This is a genomic window from Sunxiuqinia sp. sy24, assembly GCF_052677165.1.
Genome location: NZ_JBQYLH010000010.1, coordinates 142515 through 162953 on the forward strand (window position 1 = coordinate 142515; position 20439 = coordinate 162953).

The 20439-nt window shown below is 44.1% G+C and carries 10 protein-coding genes; 1 reads left to right on the forward strand and 9 read right to left on the reverse strand.

Annotated elements, in window-relative coordinates; all coding sequences use genetic code 11:
• Positions 1 to 81: 81 nt before the first annotated feature.
• The 9 genes from nadA to ACUNWA_RS10700 form a co-directional block, all read right to left on the reverse strand.
• Positions 82 to 1074: a quinolinate synthase NadA gene (nadA, locus tag ACUNWA_RS10660; protein WP_445591893.1), complete on the reverse strand. Its 993-nt coding sequence runs from the start codon at positions 1072 to 1074 to the stop codon at positions 82 to 84.
• A gap of 179 nt (positions 1075 to 1253) precedes the next feature.
• A complete protein-coding gene (locus ACUNWA_RS10665; protein WP_445591894.1) occupies positions 1254 to 2867 on the reverse strand; it encodes a CotH kinase family protein in 1614 nt (537 codons plus the stop codon).
• A gap of 99 nt (positions 2868 to 2966) precedes the next feature.
• Complete coding sequence (locus ACUNWA_RS10670) at positions 2967 to 4574, reverse strand: DUF4998 domain-containing protein (protein ID WP_445591895.1); 1608 nt, start codon at positions 4572 to 4574, stop codon at positions 2967 to 2969.
• Positions 4575 to 4585: 11 nt separating this feature from the next.
• Positions 4586 to 5758 (reverse strand): DUF4959 domain-containing protein, encoded by a 1173-nt coding sequence (locus tag ACUNWA_RS10675; protein ID WP_445591896.1) that lies wholly within the window; start codon positions 5756 to 5758, stop codon positions 4586 to 4588.
• 33 nt (positions 5759 to 5791) lie between these two features.
• Positions 5792 to 7672: a RagB/SusD family nutrient uptake outer membrane protein gene (locus ACUNWA_RS10680; RefSeq protein ID WP_445591897.1), complete on the reverse strand. Its 1881-nt coding sequence runs from the start codon at positions 7670 to 7672 to the stop codon at positions 5792 to 5794.
• Positions 7673 to 7690: 18 nt separating this feature from the next.
• Positions 7691 to 11092, reverse strand: a complete 3402-nt coding sequence (locus ACUNWA_RS10685; protein ID WP_445591898.1) for a TonB-dependent receptor — start codon at positions 11090 to 11092, stop codon at positions 7691 to 7693.
• A gap of 157 nt (positions 11093 to 11249) precedes the next feature.
• On the reverse strand, positions 11250 to 12236 hold the full coding sequence (locus tag ACUNWA_RS10690) for a FecR family protein (RefSeq protein WP_445591899.1): 987 nt from the start codon (positions 12234 to 12236) through the stop codon (positions 11250 to 11252).
• A 74-nt stretch (positions 12237 to 12310) separates the two neighbouring features.
• Positions 12311 to 12922: an RNA polymerase sigma factor gene (locus tag ACUNWA_RS10695; RefSeq protein ID WP_445591900.1), complete on the reverse strand. Its 612-nt coding sequence runs from the start codon at positions 12920 to 12922 to the stop codon at positions 12311 to 12313.
• Positions 12923 to 13270: 348 nt separating this feature from the next.
• Positions 13271 to 16483 (reverse strand): glycoside hydrolase family 2 TIM barrel-domain containing protein, encoded by a 3213-nt coding sequence (locus tag ACUNWA_RS10700; RefSeq protein WP_445591901.1) that lies wholly within the window; start codon positions 16481 to 16483, stop codon positions 13271 to 13273.
• Between the two features lie 469 nt (positions 16484 to 16952).
• On the opposite strand from ACUNWA_RS10700, the gene ACUNWA_RS10705 reads away from it, so the two are divergent.
• Positions 16953 to 20252, forward strand: coding sequence for a TonB-dependent receptor (locus ACUNWA_RS10705; protein ID WP_445591902.1), 3300 nt, complete (start codon positions 16953 to 16955; stop codon positions 20250 to 20252).
• Positions 20253 to 20439 lie beyond the last annotated feature (187 nt).

The window sequence follows — 20439 nt, forward strand, 5'->3', positions numbered from 1 at the left end:
CTTTCTTATGTCATTTCAGAATTTGACCGACAATTAAAACTGAAGCGCATGAATGAGCTTTAATCAGATTGTGCGGGTTTATTATTTTGAAATTTCAAGCATGCGAACAATCGGAACTTTGGCTTTTTCAATTACCTCGTCTGAAAGTTGTACCTCGGGTTGCTCATGTTTCATGCAGATGTACAGCTTTTGTAAGCTGTTCAGTTTCATATAGGAGCAGTCGTTGCAAGCACAGGTTGAGTCGTTCGACGGAGCAGGAATGAAAATTTTGTCAGGGCAAGCTTTCTTCATTTGGTGAAGAATACCACTTTCGGTAGCCACGATAAACTTTTGAGCTTCATTTGTTTGCACGTAATCCAGTAACGAACTGGTTGACCCAATGTGTTGGGCCAGCAACAGCACTTGTTTTTCGCATTCAGGATGAGCAATGAATTCAGCGTCCTTATGCTCATCCATCAGCTGGATAATTTTTTCAACCGAATATTTCTCATGAACCATGCAAGCGCCGTCCCAAAGCACCATTTCTCGGCCTGTGATGCTGTTGATGTAGTTGCCCAGGTTTTTGTCGGGGGCAAAAATAAGCTTGGCATCTTTCGGGAAGCTGTTGACAATTTTCTCTGCATTAGACGAGGTGCAAACCACGTCAGTCATCGTTTTCAGATCTGCGGTGCAGTTGATGTAGGAGATGACCTGATGGTCGGGATATTGCTTTTTAAACTCGGCAAACTTATCTGCGGGTGCCGATTCAGCCAGTGAGCATCCAGCCTTAAGATCTGGCAGAATTACTTTTTTTGATGGGTTGATGATCTTGGCGGTTTCGGCCATGAAGTGCACGCCAACGAAGACAATTATGTCGGCTTCGGTTTGGGCTGCCGCTTGCGCTAACTGTAGGCTGTCGCCAACAAAGTCGGCAATGTCCTGCAGGTCTCCATCCACATAAAAATGGCTCAGAATAACAGCATTCTTTTCTTTTTTCAGCCGCTTAATTTCGGTTACCAAATTCAGCTTAGGATCAATCTTTTCATCAATAAAACCCTTCTCATCCAACATCTCCTGGACCAATAACTTTTCCATCGTCAGCACTCCTTTTTTCAGAATAATTGCCTGCAAAATTAAGAATTCCTCTAAAAAAACATATAACAATCTTTAAATGTTTTGAGAATGAATGCCTCCGGCTCTTTTTTATCTTCACATTCGAAGAGCTTCCGGTGTTTAATTTTAAGCATTCGCGTCTTTCTTCCTGAAGGGAACAATTAGTGGTTTACCATCACTTTTTCAGTGCGTTGTTCGCCGTTGGCCATCTGAATTTTTAGCAAGATGAGGCCATTTGCGATGGTGGAAAGGTCAAGGGTTTGCTGATTGCCGAAAGGTGTTAGAGTTTTGATCATCGTTCCGTGGGAGTCGTAAAGCATGATCTGCTCTATTGGAGTATTGCTGGCTACGGTCAGGTAGTGCATGGCAGGGTTGGGATAAACTTTTAGTTCGAGATCCGCTAAATCAGGAACGACAGCAGTGGGGTAGCAATCTCCAATCATGTTGTCGTCGAGCCAGTTTAAGCGGGTTGATATCCAGTTTTTTAATTTTTGAACCTCACCTTGGTAAGTGCTTGGTTGTGCATCAACTTCCGGAGCGCCGACATTGATCCCTAGTATTTTCCACTGATTGAAATGACGACTTTGTGCCGGTTCCACTAGCTTGTATACTGAGTCGATGATGGCGAAAAGCGCTGATTCTTTCAGGATAGATTCGCGATAGCTGAAATAGTTGCAGTTGGTTGCATTGGCAAATTGAGCATCCTGGAATAGACGTATCATCCATCCGGGGGATTTGACCCAGGGGTTGCAGTCGTTGATCTGGTAAGCCCAACCAGATCCATCGGTTGCTTTAAATATTGCACATTCGTTGATGTTTTTCCAGGCCCAGTCGAAATCCCATACAGGTCCAGCAAATAGGCTACCGTTTTTTTCTTTGTAGAAATACCGACTTTTTTTGAATCCGTCATTATTACGGGAGACTTCGCTGATGAGAAAATAGTCGATGAAGGATTGTTTGCCTAGGTATGCCGAATAGCCATTTTGCTCACTATTGAAATAGTTGCTGTATAAAGCAGCCTCAAATGAAAAGATATAATTTTTGATGTAATTTTTTTGTTGTGATGTCAGATCTTTTGCGGCGGGATCGTGGTAGACAAAGTGAACGTTGAAGTCCGGGTGATCGATGGGAGAATAGGCTGAAGTCCAGCTGTCTCCATCTTCGAAATAGTCGATTTTAAAAATGTAACCTCCGGTTAGTTCGTCGCCTTCATTATCCTCAGGTCTGAGTTTGGCAACATCCACTCGGTTTTTGTCTTGTTTTATCTTTTCGGTTAGCAAATAAATGCCGCGATATTGATTGTTCAGAATAAGTTCGCAATGTCTGGTTCGGGGGGCGTAGTGTCCCATTTGGCGGAATGTCTCAAAGGACAGGGTGTTTCGCACCAGCGATTTATCGTTGTAGAAGGAAAGGAGGCACCAGTCGTTTTCGGCGGGCATGCCCAGTAAAGGCACATTGTTGTTGCTGCCATCGGCATTGCGGGTTTCAAACAAGTAAGGTGTTTGGGGGTAGGACGCAGATGATTTTCCTCTGATTTCGATCCCAACCAGTCCGTTGTAATCTGTTGGTTCATCTGTCAGGTAGTTTGGAGAACCATCCTCTTTGAAGATAATTTTTAGGTTGGCCATGATTTTGGGATCATCTACAATTTGTTGCCCATTGGTATTAATAATGACCAGCGGGAGGTGTGAATGAAAATCACTGTTTAGCTGGCTGAAAGCAGATATGCCTGTTAGCAGGCATAGGCAAAGAATGATGATTTTTGTGCGGTTCAAGGTGTGCTTTTTTAGATTAGGGCCTTACTGATTAATAAAAGACCGGAAGACTTAAAGGGGTCTTCCGGTCTTTATAAAACTCATTATTTGAATGTTTATTTATGGTTCTGTGGTTCCATAAACGTAGAGTTCAGAGAGGAAGGCATAGTTATTTGGTCCTTCAATGGCTTCGTATTTAAAGTACCGTGCTTCGGGCATGAAGGAGAGGGAAACGACCTGTCCTGCATCGCTGGTGTTATCAAAGTCAAAGGTTCCCTGTTCTTCAAAGTTTATACCGTCATCACTTGTGTGAATCTTATACTTGGTTTGTCCTCGGTCATCGCCTTGTCTTCTGAAGCATTCTACAGCAAGAATCTTTACTTGCTCTTTCATATCAACGACAAAGAAGTGTGGATAGCCAGGACTTCCACCACTCCACTGGGTATGCCAGTAAGTGCCTAAATCACCATCCAGCGCTGCGATAGCCAATCCATTGGGATTACCACCTTCAGCAGGCTCTTCTGTCGATAGATCAGTAACGGCCCAGTCGCTACGGTCGATTTGACCAGCTACGATCCCTTCTATGCTAAATTCAGCCAGGTGGGTGTAGTTTTTATCTTCGTAAGCTTCAATGGCGGTATAACGAATGTAGCGTGCCAACGGCAAACTGTTGGTTTGGTAACGCTGGCTGGCACTGGCTTGTTCGTAGGTAAAGGTTCCGAGGCTGGTGAACGTTGTGTTATCCATACTTACTTCTACTGTGAAGCGTTTCATACAGTCGTTTTTATTCTGCCTTTTGGTTAACTCGAAGGCGTTCATTTTAACCACAGCGCCAAGGTCGATGGTAAAGTGATGGGGATGATCCGGTTGTTCCTGATCCCAAGGAGAATGCCAGAAGGTCGCAGGATCATTGTCGATGGCTGCGGCTGCCAAACCCTGAATTTCGGGCCCCCATTGGGCTTCAGCAGGCTCTTCTCCCGATAGATCAACAATGGTCCAGTTGGTTTTGTCAACGGGTACGCCTTTAAATTCAATGTAGAGAGGCATCACAACTTGCTCGGCTTCTGAGGAGAACGTGTCGATTGCCATCGGCTCTGGTACATAAAAAGACCGGTAGCTCATTTGTCCTTCTGACTCCCAGTCACGAATAACGATTTCATCTTCTTCGGGTAGTACCATTTTAGTGACGGGCTCGCCAGCGCGGTTGTTGTATACTAACTCTACGCCAGTATTCCCTTCCGCTGGTGTCGCCCAGCTAACGACAATAGAATCGACCGTACCGCCGCCATCGAATCCAAGAAGAGGGCGATTGTTTAGTCCACCGACAAATTTGGTGCCGTAGGCTGAGCCGGTGATTTGCTCTTTTACAGAGCGGTTTCCGTGCGTGTCGACCGTGTAAATGTTAAAGATGTAAGATTTCTCTTCCAATCCATCGATGGTAATTTCCAACGAATCTATAGGAAGCTTTGGAGTGATATCCAGTGATTGTGATGAGTTACCTTCATCCCACTCAACAATACACTTGCTGACATTGACGGCATTTACCAAGTAGTATTTCAGTTTTATCCGGTTTTTACCACCAAATGATTGTGTCATCAACGGTTTTGGGGCATAGATAATATCCCCATCTTTCAGAAAATCGCTGTGGATGTCATCCATCTTTTCACAGGAAGAGAGAATGACGATCCCGCAAAAAATGTATAGTAATAGATTAGCTATATTTTTCATGCTTTTTTTGTTTAAAGTTCTTCAACTACCTGTCCGTAAAAAGTGATTTCAGCAAAGTGAGTGAATCCGGTTAAGCCCCAGGTCTCGTTCACCACAAATCGGATGTAACGCACTTCAGGATCATCCAGGGTAAATGAATATTCATCTCCATTCTCAAAATGTTCCTGGTCTTCAGCGGCTGTTCCTCCTTCAAGGGTGGGGCGTCGGGCCACACAGTCTTTCAGTTTAACCCAGTTGTCGAAGCTGCCGTCAGGGTTTGGAGTTTCTTTGATTCCCCAAACTTCCAGCAGACGGGGGTTCCCGTGGGCATAGAAGAATGTTTGACGCTGCAAAACATTAACACGACTCAACTTGGCCACCACACCCAAATCAACGGTAAATAGTTGAGGCCATCCATCGCCAGCCCAGGTATGGTTGAAGGTGTTGGGCAGATCATCGAAGGCATATTCGTAACGTCCCTCCCAGGCAGCCATGTCGTTATCTCCGTCCAGAACCACTTTGTTGAACTTAGTTTTATCCAGTTTTTGCTCGAACAATGGGGTAACGGTGATCTTTGTTGTATCAGAAAAGTTATCCCAACGGTCACGCAGGATCATGGCAAATTCACGTTCTTCGGGTTCAAACCCACGGATGGTGTAGTTACCATCGGAAACACCCGAATAAACTGTCTCAACTGGGACCAGCTCACTGGTAGAGTCTTCGGCCAGGATGATGTAGGCTAAAGCAGCATTGTTCGGGTTTTCCCACCTGAACTGAACGCCACCAAAGTCAGGAATCATCTCCACGGATTGTTGCACGGAATGAACATCTGGCGTTAGCGGATTGATCTTTACCTGAACCGGAGACGAAACATTTTCGCTTCGGTCAACAGCTGATAGTGTAATGGTCTGTTCCTGGGCGCTTCCAAATCCTTCAACCCGGATGAAGCCCAGAAAATTGGAGCTTTTAGTAACTACTTGTTTGCCATTGTCCAAGGTGTACTCCGCTTTGACGTAAAGCAAGTCTTTATCGGTTGGAGGCGTATAGGTTATGATTGCAGCTCCAGGCAGGTTTTCTACTTCCGGAGAACTGATTGGACCAGGAATTCCTTCATCGGAGAACAAAGGGCCTCTCACATCTTCCTCACATCCAGTCATCACTGCCAGTGCTCCTACGATTGCAATTAAGAATAATATCTTTTTCATCTTCATAATTCTTTTAAGTTGAAATTTAACTGCCTACCAGCCTGGGTTCTGAACCAGGTTTGGATTTTGAATCCGCTCGTATTCCCGGATGGGCCACAGATAATCTTTAAAACTGAAGCTTGGAGTAAAAACGGTTGTGACATTGTAAAATTCAAGTCCTTTTCCGCCAATGTTCCAACCCTGAATGGGTTTGTTCATCATTTCTTCCGCTTTTTTCCAACGGCGTAAATCCCAGAAACGCTGCCCTTCAAATGCCAATTCAATTAAACGTTCATGCTGGATAATTTCCCGCATACCTTCCTGTTTTGTCGGTTTTTGAGGTTCTGAAGAATATTGATTCCAGCTCTCAACAACGCCTTCCAGTCCAGCTCTTTCCCGAATTAAATCAACGTATTCATATACTTCCTGATCGGGAGCTGATTTAACTTCGTTCAATGCTTCGGCATAGAGCAGGTAAAGGTCTCCCAAACGAATAATAGGAAATGGGAATTCGTAATACGCCAGCATGGTGTTGGTGTTCAGTGCATTATTGGGGTTGATGAGTTTTTTTACGAAATAGCCAGTAGCCGAAAACTCTCCTTGGTTTCGTTTGGTGGCTAGTTCGCCAGCCCGAGTCTGAACATAGTAATAGGTCGGATCCAGAAAGTAGGTTCCACGGTCGAAGGCGATGCTGGCATAAAAGCGGGCTTCGCGGTCGAAGTGTAATACGGCTGTTTGCTCGCCTGAACGGACAAAGTCACTTTCTTCGGTTTTAGCCGTTCGAAGTTCGTAACGGTTTTCATAGTCGTATTCCAAATCTTCATCAATTGGCACACCATTGCGGCTGTAGAAAAGTTCAGCCATGCGGAGGGTGGAAGCGTAGAACTGGCTCACCGGGTTGGACGAAGTAACCTGAATGAGCAGGGGAACCATCATGCGTTGGTAGTTTTGAGCAAAGGTGAAGTGGGTTGCTCCCCAAATGACTTCGGGCGTACCCCGATCGGTTACGATAGACCGGATGATGGCCTCGCGTTTCAGCGTATCAGAAATGTCTGTCCGCGTTTCATAATCCGTTAGCAAGGAGTAATTGGCTTCTTGACACACCTCGATGGCCTCTTTGGCTGCATCGGCTGCTTTTTGCCATTTTGCGGCATCATAAGTTGTGCTGAAAAGAGCTGTTCCACGATTGTCAACAACCGATGCAAAATCGGGATTTCCGTTGAATAGTGGACTTGCAGCGGTTGACAATACCCGTGCTTTTATGGCTAAGGCTATGGGTTTGGTAATCCGTCCTAATTCCAGAATTTCGGAATCAACAATCAATGGTAGATCTACTACAGCCTCATCAATCAGCTCCACGATGTAATCAACCACATCGTCTACGGGATCGCGATACACTTTTACATCTTTGGTTTCAGTGTAAATGGGCAAGTTCTCGCGGATAATGGGGATTGGCCCATACGATTTGAATAACCAGAAATGATAATAAGCCTTCAGGAATTTGACTTCAGCTACCCATCTTTTCTTCTTAAAATCAGTAAGATCTGAGGCTTGGTCAATATTTTCAAGAAAGATATTACAATCGCGGATGCCTACATAGAGGTTTTTTCCACGTTGTCTTCCACCCCAAAAGTTTAGTTGCGGGTCGGTAGAATTTTGCAAGCCACGGGCAATCAAAGCCGAGTTAAAGGAGCTTCCAACAATCTCTTCATTGAACCAGACCTCATCGCCTGAACCAATTCCGGGGTTTACCCAAGGGTCTCCGTAGTTGGGAAGGTAGCTGTAACAGGTTGCCAGGAATCGTTCAGCTGAAGCTTCGTCAACAAAGGCATCATCGATGGTTGCTACGTTATCAGGAACAACATCCAGGTAGCTGCAACTTCCGGTTGTCAACAGTAGCAGCAGGATAAGTATATTAAATTTATAATTCTTCATTTCTTTCGCATTTAATTGTTAGAATGAGACTTGTACACCCAGGTTAAATACTTGCTGAACCGGGTATCCTAATCCGTTGCCACCCATTTCAGGATCCCATAGTTTGAATTTACTGAATGTGAGCAGATTGGTTCCACTCAGGTAGAAGCGAGCGTATTCCATGCCAAATTTCCGGGTAAATTTAACCGGAAGGGCATAACCAACTTCCGCTGACTTTAAGCGTAAGAATGAGCCATCTTGCATAAACCAGGTACTTCTTGCGGTATTGTTTGGTTCGGCAGAATCAGATAAACGTGGCCAAAGAGCATAAATGTCACGGTTGTCTTCACTCCAGTAGCTGTCGGCGTAGGCCTGCAGCAGCGCGTTGTTCTTTTCGTAGTCTGCAAATGGGTCTCCATTCCAGCTGTGATTCACGAATGGCGCTGTTGCTTCAGCATCAATCCAGAAGGAGGAAAGCGCTGACCCCTGGAAGAACAAGGACAGGTCAAAGTTTTTATAACCAGAAGAAACACCAAATCCATAAATGATTTCGGGAGTAGTTGGATGCCCAATAGGTACCATGTCGAGTTCGGTTATTTTGTCGTCGCCATTAATATCACGGTATTTAATATCACCACCTCTAACTACGCTTCCGGCAAAAGTTTGTTCCGGAGAGTTCAATACTTCCCAGTCATCAACAAACAAGCGTTCGGCGATGTAGCCCCATTGTTGGTTGATAGGATATCCTACTTTTGACCGCCAGGGAGTAGCACTGTAGTCGGGTTCTTCTACTTTTTCGAATACTCCTCTTGCATAGGTGAAGTTTCCGCGGGCGGTTACCCACATGCCATTGCTGAAGTTTTCCTGGTAGTCGACTGAAATGTCGATACCTTTGCTGGATGCTTCACCTACGTTGGCCTTAGTGGCTTCTTGTAGCCCGAAGGTTGCAAATGAGAGTCGATCCCAAAGAATGTTGGTTCTGTATTCGGTGAAAATATCAGCTTGAATATCAATTTTATCCCATAGCCCCAGCTCAATACCAATGTTTGTTTTTGTGGCTGTTTCCCAGGTGATTTGGTCGTTGGCATAACGCGAGATCGATACCCCATTTATCGAGTACCCTCCTTCGGTTCCCCATCGGTAACCTCTAGTGTTATCGCTGATATTAACATTGGACAGGTAGAAAAAGCGATCGTCTTTATCGCCAATCTGGTCGTTACCAACGATACCGTAGGTGGCTTTCAGTTTCAGCTTGGTAATGGTTTTTGCCAGTGGCAGCCAAAAGTCTTCGTTGGAAACATACCAGGCAGCACCAGCTGAAGGAAAGAATCCAAAACGTTCTTTTTTAGCAAAGCGTTCGGTGCCGTTGTATCCGAAGTTAAATTCACCAAAGTAACGGGAGTCAAACGAGTAGGTAAAACGTCCGGAGAGTCCCAGGTTCCGACTGGGGAGAGACGCTTGTAAGCTACCTTCGTTACCGGAGAGAGATTGCCGCATGATGCCAACTAATAAGCCACTTACTCCATGTTTCTCGGCGAAGGTGCGGTCGTATTGTAGGGCTGCTTCAGTATAAAAGGTTGACGAAACTTTCTTTTCGCCTTCCTGATAATCCAAGGATGAGCGCCCCTCATTGGCGTTCAGTACGGACAACTCGTAAATATCTTTACGGGGGTCGTAATCCGAAACCGAATAATAAAATGGGTTATAGGAACGGATTACATCGAAATACGCATTCCGGGTGGTATTCCCCAGGATGCGGGCTGCTAACCCTTCGGTTACAAAGCTGAAATCTTGTTTTAGTTCAATCTGGGCCAGCATTAACGACTGGCTGTATTCTTTGTATCCTTTGACCAGTTCGGCATAAGGGTTGATGTAGTTGGCATTTCCGTAGTTGCCAAACAGAACATGTTTGGTGTTGATGTGGGCTGCATCGGGCTTATAAACCGCGGGAAACAGAACTGGGTTGCTTCGGACGATTGCTTTATACATTTCGCTACCTCCCTGAATTGGCCCACGATAATCATCAAAGGTTCCGTGCATACGCACCACGGCTTCGGTGGTAGGCGTTACGTTGATATTAACGTTAGAGCGCATGAGATAGCGCTTGAGGTTAATGTTACTGTTGAAATCATTATTCTTTTCAACATCCAGAATACCGTTGTCTTGGGTGACACCTCCTGCCAGATAATAGCGGGCTACTTTTCCCCCACCCGACATGTTGAAGTTGAGGCGTTTATTCATGGTGTAATCTTTCAGCAATTCGTCTTGCCAGTTGGTTTGCGGATAAACCATCGGGTTGCCACCTGCAATGGTGTTGTCCACTTTTTCTTGTGAGTAGGGTAGAAACCCAAGCGGGTCGCGTGTACGCACGGCTTCGTTGTGAAGCTTCATGTAAGTTATTGGATCAGCAAACTGAATATCCTGGGTGGCTTGCGAGAGCGAGTTTTCGAAGCGTATACTGACTTTGGCTTTTCCTTCTTTTCCTTCTTTGGTTGTTACCAGAATTACACCATTGGCTCCGCGGGCACCATACAGGGCTGTGGCGGTCGCATCTTTCATGATGGAAAAGGCAGCAATGTCATCGGGGTGAAGGCGTGACAAGTCGGTCGTAGAAAGCTCGATGCCGTCGATCAAAATCAGTGGGTCTTTCTTATAACCAAAGGTGGTTACCCCACGGATGAAAAACTGGGCGTTGTCTTGGCCTGGTTCGCCACTCCGTTGATAGGAAATAACCCCTGACATGCGACCGGCGAGCGCTGAGGTCAGGTTGCTGGAGGGGACTTTCAGGTCGGATGGCGAAACGGTTTCGATGGAGGCCAGCACGCTTTCTTTCTTCTGCTTGGCAAACGCAACAACGGTTACATCATCTAACTCTTCAGATTTTTCTTTCAATTCAATATTGATTCTGGTTTGGTTGCTTACATCGACTATCTGGCTGTCCATACCAATAAAGCTAAAAATCAGCTTGTCGCCTCGTTTTGCTTCAATGGTAAAGGTTCCATCCAGGTCGGTGGTTACTCCTCTGGTGGTCCCCAAAACTGTGATACTCGCTCCGGGAAGAGGACCGCCTGTGGCATCGGTCACCGTACCTCTGATAGTGAGCGTATTGTCTTGTTGCCGGATGGATTGAGTCGACTCGCTTTCTGTCTTAAAGATAATGACTTGCTTGTCGATGATCTGGTAGCCTATTGAAGTACCTTCCAGTGCTTCATCCAAGGCCGCTTCGATAGAAGCGTCATTTAGCATCAGATCCACTTTGGTTTGGTCGTTAATGACATCATTGTTGTAAACAAAGCGGAAATCACTCTGTGATTTTATAGACTCAAATAGCTGCTTAAGAGTAACTTGCTTTAGGTTAAGCTCGAGCTGACTTGAACCCGAGGAGCTTGCTGCCCTTGCGTTGAGCTCGAAAAACAAGGTTAATATGAGAACTAATCTCATAATCAAAGATAGTTTAACAATCCCTTTCGTGAATAGGGAATTCACGTAAATGAGTTTTTTCATAAGTTTGTTTTCGTTAGTAGTTTTGTACAAATGTTAATATAAATTAACCAAAATGGGAATGTGGTCTGCACTACCATTTTTCTAATTTAGGAGTTTAATTCATAGGCAATTCATTGTTTTTAAGTGAAAAAATATAGGTTTTATCTGTTTGTTTAATTTCAAGTGCGCTAGCCAGTTCTATAAACTTTAAAATTTGAGCCAGGTTCTCCTGCTCAAATTCGGCCGTATACCTTAACCCTTCAAGCTGCTGATCGGCAAACTCGATTTTAACATCAAATCTTCGCTCCAGTTTCCGGCAGATACTGCTTAATGATTCATCGTAAAAGGTTAATTCGCCATTTCGCCAAGACCCGATTTTCATATTAGGTTCTGAAACGATGGTCAGGGCTTTGGATGATTTATTGAGGCTAGCACGTTGCTTAGGTAAAAGTATGTGGTTGGTGTTGTTGTATTTGTCAATGAAGGTGACACCTCCCTCTTCGAGACGGGTGTTGATAAATGAGTCGTCTGCATAAGCGCTCACCGAAAATCGGGTTCCGGTAACTTTCACAAACGCATCGGTTGTTTCAACCACGAAGGGATGCTTTTTATCGGATGTCACTTCGAAATAAGCTTCTCCTTCCAAAGATACGTGGCGGTTGCCTCCCCATAGGTGTTGAGTGTAACTCATTTTCGATTTCGAATTGAGCCAAACATTCGATCCATCGGGCAATTTGTAATTTTCTACCTGACCAGTAGTACTGACATATTCGACATGTTCTAACGGGTAGTGTTTCCCCCAGAAATAGAGGACATAGGATAATCCAAATATGAATAAAAAGGCAGCAGCATATCCTAGTAGATTGGTGTTGATGCGCAGGATGAATTTTCTGGAAATTTTACGTTTGGTTTTGGCTTTAATTCTTTCGGAAATTTTTTGATCTCCTACTTCCAGTTGCCAGACTTGCTCAAATAAGTTTAATTGATCAGCCGTGTCAGGATCAGTCGATAAATCCTTTTTTAGCTTAGCTAGCTCTTCGGGGGCTTGGTGTCCCGCCAGGAAGTTTGCTAGTTTTTGGTATTTGTTTGTATTCGTATTCACTCAATCTAGTTCTATGCTGTTATTTATTTAGATGCATTTCCGGAAAGAATCCCCTAGTACGAGATCAATTTTTTTTAGAAAAAATGAAGGAAGGCCAAAATCAGGGCGCTAATTACGCGAGCCAAATTCCGATGCTCCCTGTTTTTTTCTTCTGCAATGGTATTGTCTATTCGTTCCAATGCCGAGGCAATATGATTTTCAATGGTCCGGGGCGAAACATCCATAATCTCAGCAATTTCTTTATATTTCAATCCATTGACTTTGGCCAGAGTAAAGGCGATTTTATTCTTCGGAGGTAAATTGGCAATGGCTTGGTTAATTTGGTCGAGTTGTTCCTGACCTATCAGAATTGTCTCCGGGCATTTTAAAGGTTCCAGATGAAAAGATTCAATTTCATCAAGTGTTAGATGGGGCTGATTTTTTTTAGATCGTAAATAGTTCAATGAGTTGTTGCGAACAGCCGTATGCAGGTAGCCACGGAGAGCTTGAATGTGCTCGAGACGCTGCCTTTCATTCCATAGGTTCATGAAGATATCACTGACAATTTCTTCGGCGACCTCCTTTTTTCTCACAATACCTAAGGAGAAAACATAGAGCTCCTTGGAGAAACAGTTCATTAGTTTAGTTAAAGCAGCTTCATCTCCCTTCATCAAATCAATAAGTAACTTATCTGTTCTTATGTCCATACGCATTTATCCTTATGCTTTTAAACAGTCAACAGGCTACAATTGGTTTGGCTCGGATTGTAAAGATAAAATTTTCAGCGATTTGGAGTGTAGGGATTAACTTATTTATCAGGTGCTCTGGTTAGAGGAAGGTTTGTCTTCGTTATGCATTTTTTTTAATAACGAGCCGAGTTATAAGGGTGTACGAGGGATGTTTAAAAAGTTAGTCGGAAATAGACTTGACTGTAAATGTTGCAAAACACCTTTTGTATGACAAGATACTTTGAAAAATAGCTTTTAGTTCGAAAAAAAAATCCCTGCCAGGTAGTAATCTGACAGGGATTTAACTCGGAAAGTGAGTAATTGGTATTAATCGAGTTGTAGTTTCGCATTGTCGACCGGGCTGATTTTATCAGAAACGGGTCGCATGCGGAAAGAATAGTTGTATTTTTTTTCTGTCAAACGGTAAGGATCATGTGTCCAGGCTCCCCAGCTGTTGTCGCCACCAACCCCCATTTGTTTGTAGTCGATATTTACCGAGGTCAGTTCGCGTTCCTTCACATCGTTGATGTGGCGGTTTATGGGTTTCACACCTTGGGCTTGACGGCCATCCGTACGTTCAGGCGACTCAAAGTCTTCCATGATGTTGTGGTGGGCGCTAACCGACAGTAAAGGCTGGCCAACAACGAGCAAGCCGACTCCTTGCTTGTTGGTGATGGTCATCCAACGCACATCGGTTTTGTTGCCATTTTCCTGCGGACGAACGTAAGCCCAAAATTGATCAGCGACTGATCCGGAATATTGACCAACGAAGGCGCTGGTTTTACGATCCCAGTACGATTCGTGCGGGCCACGTCCCAGCCAGCTCATTTGGTCAAACTGACGTGGCATCTGCAGGTTCATCCCCATCCTTACGATTTCGGGAAGTTCTTCTTTTGTCATTTTGAATTGGTTGTCAACGATAACATCGCCGCTACCGTATACTGTGTAACTTGAGTTGTAGTCGGCAATTTTTTCACCTTCCTGATTGGTCAGGTCAAATTTGAAATCAACAACCAGCTTGTTGGCTGCTTTTTTGGTCAGATTAACACTGGCAACTTTCCGGTTTTCACCAGCTTTACGCCATACCCGGCTACGTTTGTGCAGGTTATTTCCATAGTCATTATCAATTGGCGCGCGCCAGAAATTAGGAATGGGGCCTTCTTTCAATAATTCGGTTTCGCCGGTCTTGAAGCTGCTCAATGCACCGACTGTTTTATCAAAGGTCAGGCTGAATCCCTCGCCATCGATCGTAATTGAAGCCTCTGTTTCATTTGCTTTGAGTGCCGGAAATGCAGCGGTGTTCATTTTGCTTGCTGCTTTTTCAAAAGGCAATTTCATTTGCTCGGCAGCTAGCTCGTAATGAGCAGGAACCAATCCTTTTTGTGCTTTGGTTTTAGCTGAAAAGTTCAGGAAATATTCTGTCCCCGGTTGCGGGTCAACTGCATAATCCAGGTTTACCTGCAGTTTAGCTCCGGGAGTCAGTTCGAAGTTTGCCAGTTTTCCTTCTTTAACGATTTGTCCATCGGCTGTAATGGTCCAGCTGATATTCAATTCAGAGAGGTTGGTGAAACTGTATTTGTTTTCAATTTCAACAATGCCCTTATTTAGGTTGATGGCCTTAAATCCAATCTCTTGGTACACTTTCTTTACTTCCAGTAAGTGTGGTTTAATGCCACGGTCAGGATCAACCAAGCCGTTAAGGCAGAAGTTACCATCCGATGGAACCGTGTCCGGACCAAAATCACCTCCATAGGCCCAGTAAGTTTCACCGGCTTCGTTGGTGGTTAGCAGTCCCTGGTCAACCCAGTCCCAAATACAGCCACCTTGTAGGACATCGTATTTTTCAATAACATCCCAATAGTCTTGCAAGTTTCCAACACTGTTTCCCATAGCATGTGCGTACTCGCATTGAATCAAGGGTTTATGCGGGTTGGATTTAGCGTATTTTTCCATGTATCCGATCGAAGCGTACATGGGACAATTGATGTCGGTATTTTCGCCACCGTGAGCTTGTTCATACTGAACAGGACGGGTCGGATCAACTTCCTTCAGATACTTGTAAGTTGCCATGAAGTTGACGCCGTTGCCGGCTTCATTACCCAATGACCAGGTGATGATGGAAGGCTGGTTTTTGTCGCGTTCAAACATGTTGACCGTACGGTCCATGTGTGCCTTACCCCAAACCGGGTCTTTGGCCAGCGATTCTTTTCCATAGCCCATGCCGTGCGATTCGATATTGGCTTCGTCAATCACATACAATCCGTATTGGTTGCAGAGTTTGTACCACAATTCGGGTTGAGGGTAGTGCGATGTGCGAACCGTGTTGATATTGTGGGTTTTCATGATCTCGATATCTTTCAACATCGTTTCTTTATCCTGAACATGCCCGGTAACATCGTTGTGCTCGTGTAAATTGACTCCTTTAACCAGGATTGGTACTCCGTTCACCATCAGTTGAGCGTCTTTAATTTCAACTGTGCGGAAACCAACATCTTGCCGAAGAACTTCCAATGTTTTACCATTGGCATCCTTTAGCTTGATAAGCAGTAAGTACAAATTAGGATGTTCGGCTGACCATTTTTTCACCTGGGGCAATGTTGCATCGAAGGGTAAGGTCTGACCCGTGCTTGTGAGTTCAACTTCTTGTTCGAAACTGACAAGGGAGTTATCGCCATCAAATAATTCAGCCTGTAAAGTCAGGTTTTTGGTTTCGGCCTGCACATTGGTCATTTCAATGTTGAGCGACAGGAGGCCGTTGGTATAGTTTTCATCCAGTTCGGCGGTAACACTGAAATCCTGAATGTGTTGTTTGTGGCGGGCCATCAGAAATACATCGCGGGTGATTCCGCTTAGACGCCAGAAATCCTGATCTTCAAGGTAACTGGCGTCGCTCCATCGGAAGATTTCGACTGCCAGCGTGTTTTTTCCACTTTTCAGGAATGACGTAATGTTGAATTCTGCAGGTGTTTTGCTGTCTTCGCTATAGCCTACAAACTGCTCATTCACCCAAACATTCATGGCTGAGCTAACGGCTCCAAAGTGTAAGATGATTTCCTTGTCAGTCCAGTCTGAAGAAATTTTGAAGGTACGCTTGTAAGAGCCTACCGGGTTGTAATTTTTCTGAATGAGTGGCGGAGTTTGGGCGTGTGGATATTTTACGTTAGTGTATATGGGGTAATCAAATCCTTCAACTTCCCAGTTCGAAGGCACTTTAATTTCATGCCAGTCGCGGGTGTCGTAATCGTTTTTGAAAAACCAGTAGGGGCGTACATCCGGGTTTTGTGCCAAATGAAACTGCCAGGTTCCATTCAATGAGGCCAGGTAGGGTGATTCCCATTTCTCATCCTGAATAGCCTGTTCGGTGGTGACGTAAGGAATGTAATGAGCCCGGGGTGCTTCTTTGTTGATCTGAACAATTTGCGGATCTTCCCATGGCTTTGGGTTGGGCTCCTTAAAGGGTACGTCTTCGTATTTGCTGGCACATGAATAGCCGATTAGAAGCATGAGCAGCAGCGTAATTGAGTAGTAGTAGTTTTTCATTGATAAGTGTTTATAGTTTGTTAGCCTAACCGGTTGGTACTGGTAGGTAGACAAAAATCTTAAAAATATTCTTTAAAAACAAGGACAAAAACAATGTTTAAAAGATTGTAGGCATTCAGAATAAAGTATTGGCCACTAATGACGAGGAAAAGCTGCGATTTTTATCTTGAACTTTCCGTGATATGTTAGGCTGAAAAGTACAGATTGAACGGTGAGGGTGAAAGGAAGTGCAGTAATTCGGGCTTTCGTGGTAACAAAAACTTATCTACAATGCGCTGAAAGATATGAACATGTGATTGCGCTTATGTTTTTATAAACCATAAAATTGTAATTTGTGAGAGTCTTGTTGAATTCGCTCTGGGATGGCGCTGATGGTTATCGTAACATTTTTTAACAAAGATGTAGCGAGTTCTTAATTATTGACAAATATGTTTTAGTGTTATTTGTAATAAATCTTAATCCATTTTCTATGAAAACAAAGCAGAAAAATTACACTTTGCTATTTTTCTTAATGCTCTTGGCAGCTTTGCCGGTTTTTTCACAGATAACGACATCTGGAATTACGGGAACAGTCGAGACCCAATCAGGCGAAAAACTCCCTGGAGCCACCGTTCTGGCTATTCATGAACCGTCAGGTACCCAGTATGGTACAATTACCAACAAGGAAGGCTTTTTTGACCTGCAGGGTATGAGATCCGGAGGACCTTATCGGGTTGAAGTATCTTTTGTTGGGTATAATAGAGGGACGTTTACCGATATTCGACTGTTTTTAGGTGAAACTTTTATTCTAAATGCAAGCTTACAGGAGAGTTCCGTTGATGTTGGCGAAGTGGTGGTTCTTGGAGCAAAAGCGTCGCCTTTTCGGACAACCAAGACCGGGGCAACCACCAATATCTCGAACGAGCAAATGAACTCGATGCCCACTATCAACCGAAGCATTTCAGACATTGCCCGTATTTCACCTTATGCCAATGGGATGAGTTTTGCCGGTGGCGATGGTCGTTCAACCAACTTTACGGTTGACGGCGCCAATTTTAACAATAATTTTGGATTGAGTTCAACGCTTCCAGGGGGGGGGAATCCAATTTCGTTGGATGCGATTGAAGAAGTACAGGTGGTTATTGCACCCTTCGATGTTCGTCAAACCAATTTCATTGGGGGCGGTGTAAATGCCATCACCAAATCAGGGACCAATACTTTCAAAGGATCGGCTTATCACTACTTTACCAACCAGAACATGCGCGGGAACAATATTGGAGATATAGACTTTGGAGGACGTGATAAAGAATCGACCAAAATTTATGGTGCCACCTTTGGAGGACCAATTATCGAAAATAAATTATTCTTTTTTGTCAATGGAGAGTATGAAGTGCGTCCGGGGCAGGTTGTAAACTGGAGACCTTCTGAAGATGGAGTTAAAAATGAGGAGCTGTTGCTTTCGCGCACCAGTATTGCTGATATGGAACGAGTTCGCAAGCACCTGATTGATAATTATGACTACGATCCGGGTTCTTACGACAACTATCCGGCTGATGAAAGCAACGAAAAGCTTTTGGCTCGCATCGACTGGAACATCGATAAAGCCAATAAGTTGAGTTTGCGTTACAACTATACTAAAAATCAGGCCTGGAACCCGACGAACGGTAACTCAAACGATGCTGGTTTCCGCAATCGATCCATGGATCGTATCTCTCAATACTCCATGGCTTTTTCCAATTCCACTTATTCGTGGGATAACATTGTGAATTCATTTTCGTTGGATTTGAACAGCCGCATTTCAGAAAAAATTTCGAATAAATTCCTGACAACTTATACAAAAATTGAGGATGTTCGAGGTTCAGAGTCTTCTCCGTTTCCGTTCATCGACATTATGAATGGGGTAAATGATGAGGGACAGCAAATACTGGAGCCTTACATGTCGGCAGGTTATGAGTTGTTTACCTGGAACAACGGGGTAAATAATAATATTTTCACCATTATCGATAATGCTACTTTCTATTTGGGAAGCCATAAAGTTACGGCTGGGGTAAGTTTTGAGCACCAAATGGCCAACAATTCCTACATGCGTAACGGAACGGGCTATTATCGCTATGCCAGTATTGAGGATTTCTTGAATCAGGCTGCACCGCGCGATTTTGCGCTAACCTACGGTTATGATGGGGAATCGAATCCGGCCGCTGAAGTGGCGTTTAATCAATTTGGGCTTTATGCTCAGGACGAGTGGAATGTGAATGCGGATTTGAAACTGACCTATGGTGTTCGGGCTGATTACCTGAAATACGAGGATAATGTTATCCGGAATAATGCCATTTATGAGTTAGACTTTGGCGGGAAAAAGATTGATACCGGCGAATGGCCCGATGCTAAAGTTCAGCTGTCACCCAGAGTCGGTTTTACCTGGGACATTAAGGGTGATCAAAGTGTGAAATTGCGCGGAGGTACAGGTATTTTTGCCGGACGTTTACCCTTGGTTTTCTTTACCAATATGCCGACCAACTCAGGAATGGTACAAGGAAGTTATGCAGCCGTTACCCGCTATGATTCTGATGGCGCAGTAACAAGTGTTGACCCTGTTTTAGCATCGTTGGCCGGCCCCATGATTACGGATGTAGGTGAAATGATTTCAAAGTTGAATCTGCTCAATACTATTACGCCGGAACAAGGCGCTTTGCCACGTGATATTAATGCCATTGATCCGGACTTTAAAATGCCTAAGGTGTGGAAGTCTTCGCTGGCTTTAGATTTTGATTTGCCTGTTTCTTTCCCAATGTCAGTAACTGTAGAAGGAATTTACACCAATACCATCAATGGAGTCATGTTGAAAAACTATAACCTGAAACAGCCGGATAATGCCTGGCAGCGTTATAGTGGTCCGGATGACAGATACATTTACCCGGAAAGTGATGATATCACCTATACTTCGAAAAACGCCTATGTATTGTCGAATACGAATGATGGATGGGGAGCAATTGGAAACATAACCTTGAGAGCAGAGCCGACAAAAGATTTGAGATTGATGGCTGCTTATACCTACACCGAATCAAAAGAAATTTCGGGCATGCCCGGAAGTAATGCCGGTTCGGCCTATAATGGACTTATACAGGTGAATGGGCCGCATCTTCCCGAGGTTCAGCGTTCGCAATATGTGGTGCCTGGCAAGTCCATTGCTTCCGTTTCGTACAAAATTCCATGGTTAAATAATACCTTGAAATCAGCAACGGTCGTTAACCTGTTTTATTCCGGTTATTCCGCTGGAGAATACAGCTTTACCTATTCGAATGACATGAATAACGATGGTTATGCAACAGATTTGATTTATATTCCAAGTTCCAAAGGGGAAATCAATTTTGTAAGTGCAGCCGACGAGGATGCTTTCTTCAAGTTTGTAGAGCAAGATCGTTATCTGAAAAATCATAAGGGAGAGTATGCCGAAGCCAATGCAGCCCGGGCGCCTTGGGTGCACCAGTTTGATTTCCGTATTGCGCGCGAATACTATGTGAAGGTTGGCAAGACAATGAATACGTTGGAGTTCACGCTTGACTTCTTAAACATTGGAAACCTTTTGAATAGCAAATGGGGGGTTGAAAAAAACATGTTTGAAGCCAATAACGGACAGATTCTAAGATACGAAGGAGCCGATGCCAATAACGAACCGAGCTTCTCAATGGTAAAAAATTCTGATGGAAACTATTTGTCAAAATCCTATTCAACCTACTATAGCTATTACCAGTGCTGGCAACTTCAGGTAGGTGTACGTTATTCATTCTAATGGTTTGAATATAGAAATACTTAACAACAGTAAAGAGAGGCTGTCCGATTGTTTTCGGGCAGCCTTTCACATTTCTAAGGCTAACCTCATCCTTGAGTGCTTGCTTTTCCTTCCATTCTCCTTTTTCCAATTGTTTTTGACTTTTTTTTCATCGCCTGATCGCGAAAAAAAGATGTTTATCCAAGTG

Bases quoted from the DNA above. Each gene is read 5' to 3' on its own strand.
- nadA (WP_445591893.1), bottom strand. From the start codon at position 1,074: ATGGAAAAGTTATTGGTCCAGGAGATGTTGGATGAGAAGGGTTTTATT.
- ACUNWA_RS10670 (WP_445591895.1), bottom strand. From the start codon at position 4,574: ATGAAAAATATAGCTAATCTATTACTATACATTTTTTGCGGGATCGTC.
- ACUNWA_RS10675 (WP_445591896.1), bottom strand. From the start codon at position 5,758: ATGAAAAAGATATTATTCTTAATTGCAATCGTAGGAGCACTGGCAGTG.
- ACUNWA_RS10680 (WP_445591897.1), bottom strand. From the start codon at position 7,672: ATGAAGAATTATAAATTTAATATACTTATCCTGCTGCTACTGTTGACA.
- ACUNWA_RS10685 (WP_445591898.1), bottom strand. From the start codon at position 11,092: ATGAGATTAGTTCTCATATTAACCTTGTTTTTCGAGCTCAACGCAAGG.
- ACUNWA_RS10695 (WP_445591900.1), bottom strand. From the start codon at position 12,922: ATGGACATAAGAACAGATAAGTTACTTATTGATTTGATGAAGGGAGAT.
- ACUNWA_RS10700 (WP_445591901.1), bottom strand. From the start codon at position 16,483: ATGAAAAACTACTACTACTCAATTACGCTGCTGCTCATGCTTCTAATC.
- ACUNWA_RS10705 (WP_445591902.1), top strand. From the start codon at position 16,953: ATGAAAACAAAGCAGAAAAATTACACTTTGCTATTTTTCTTAATGCTC.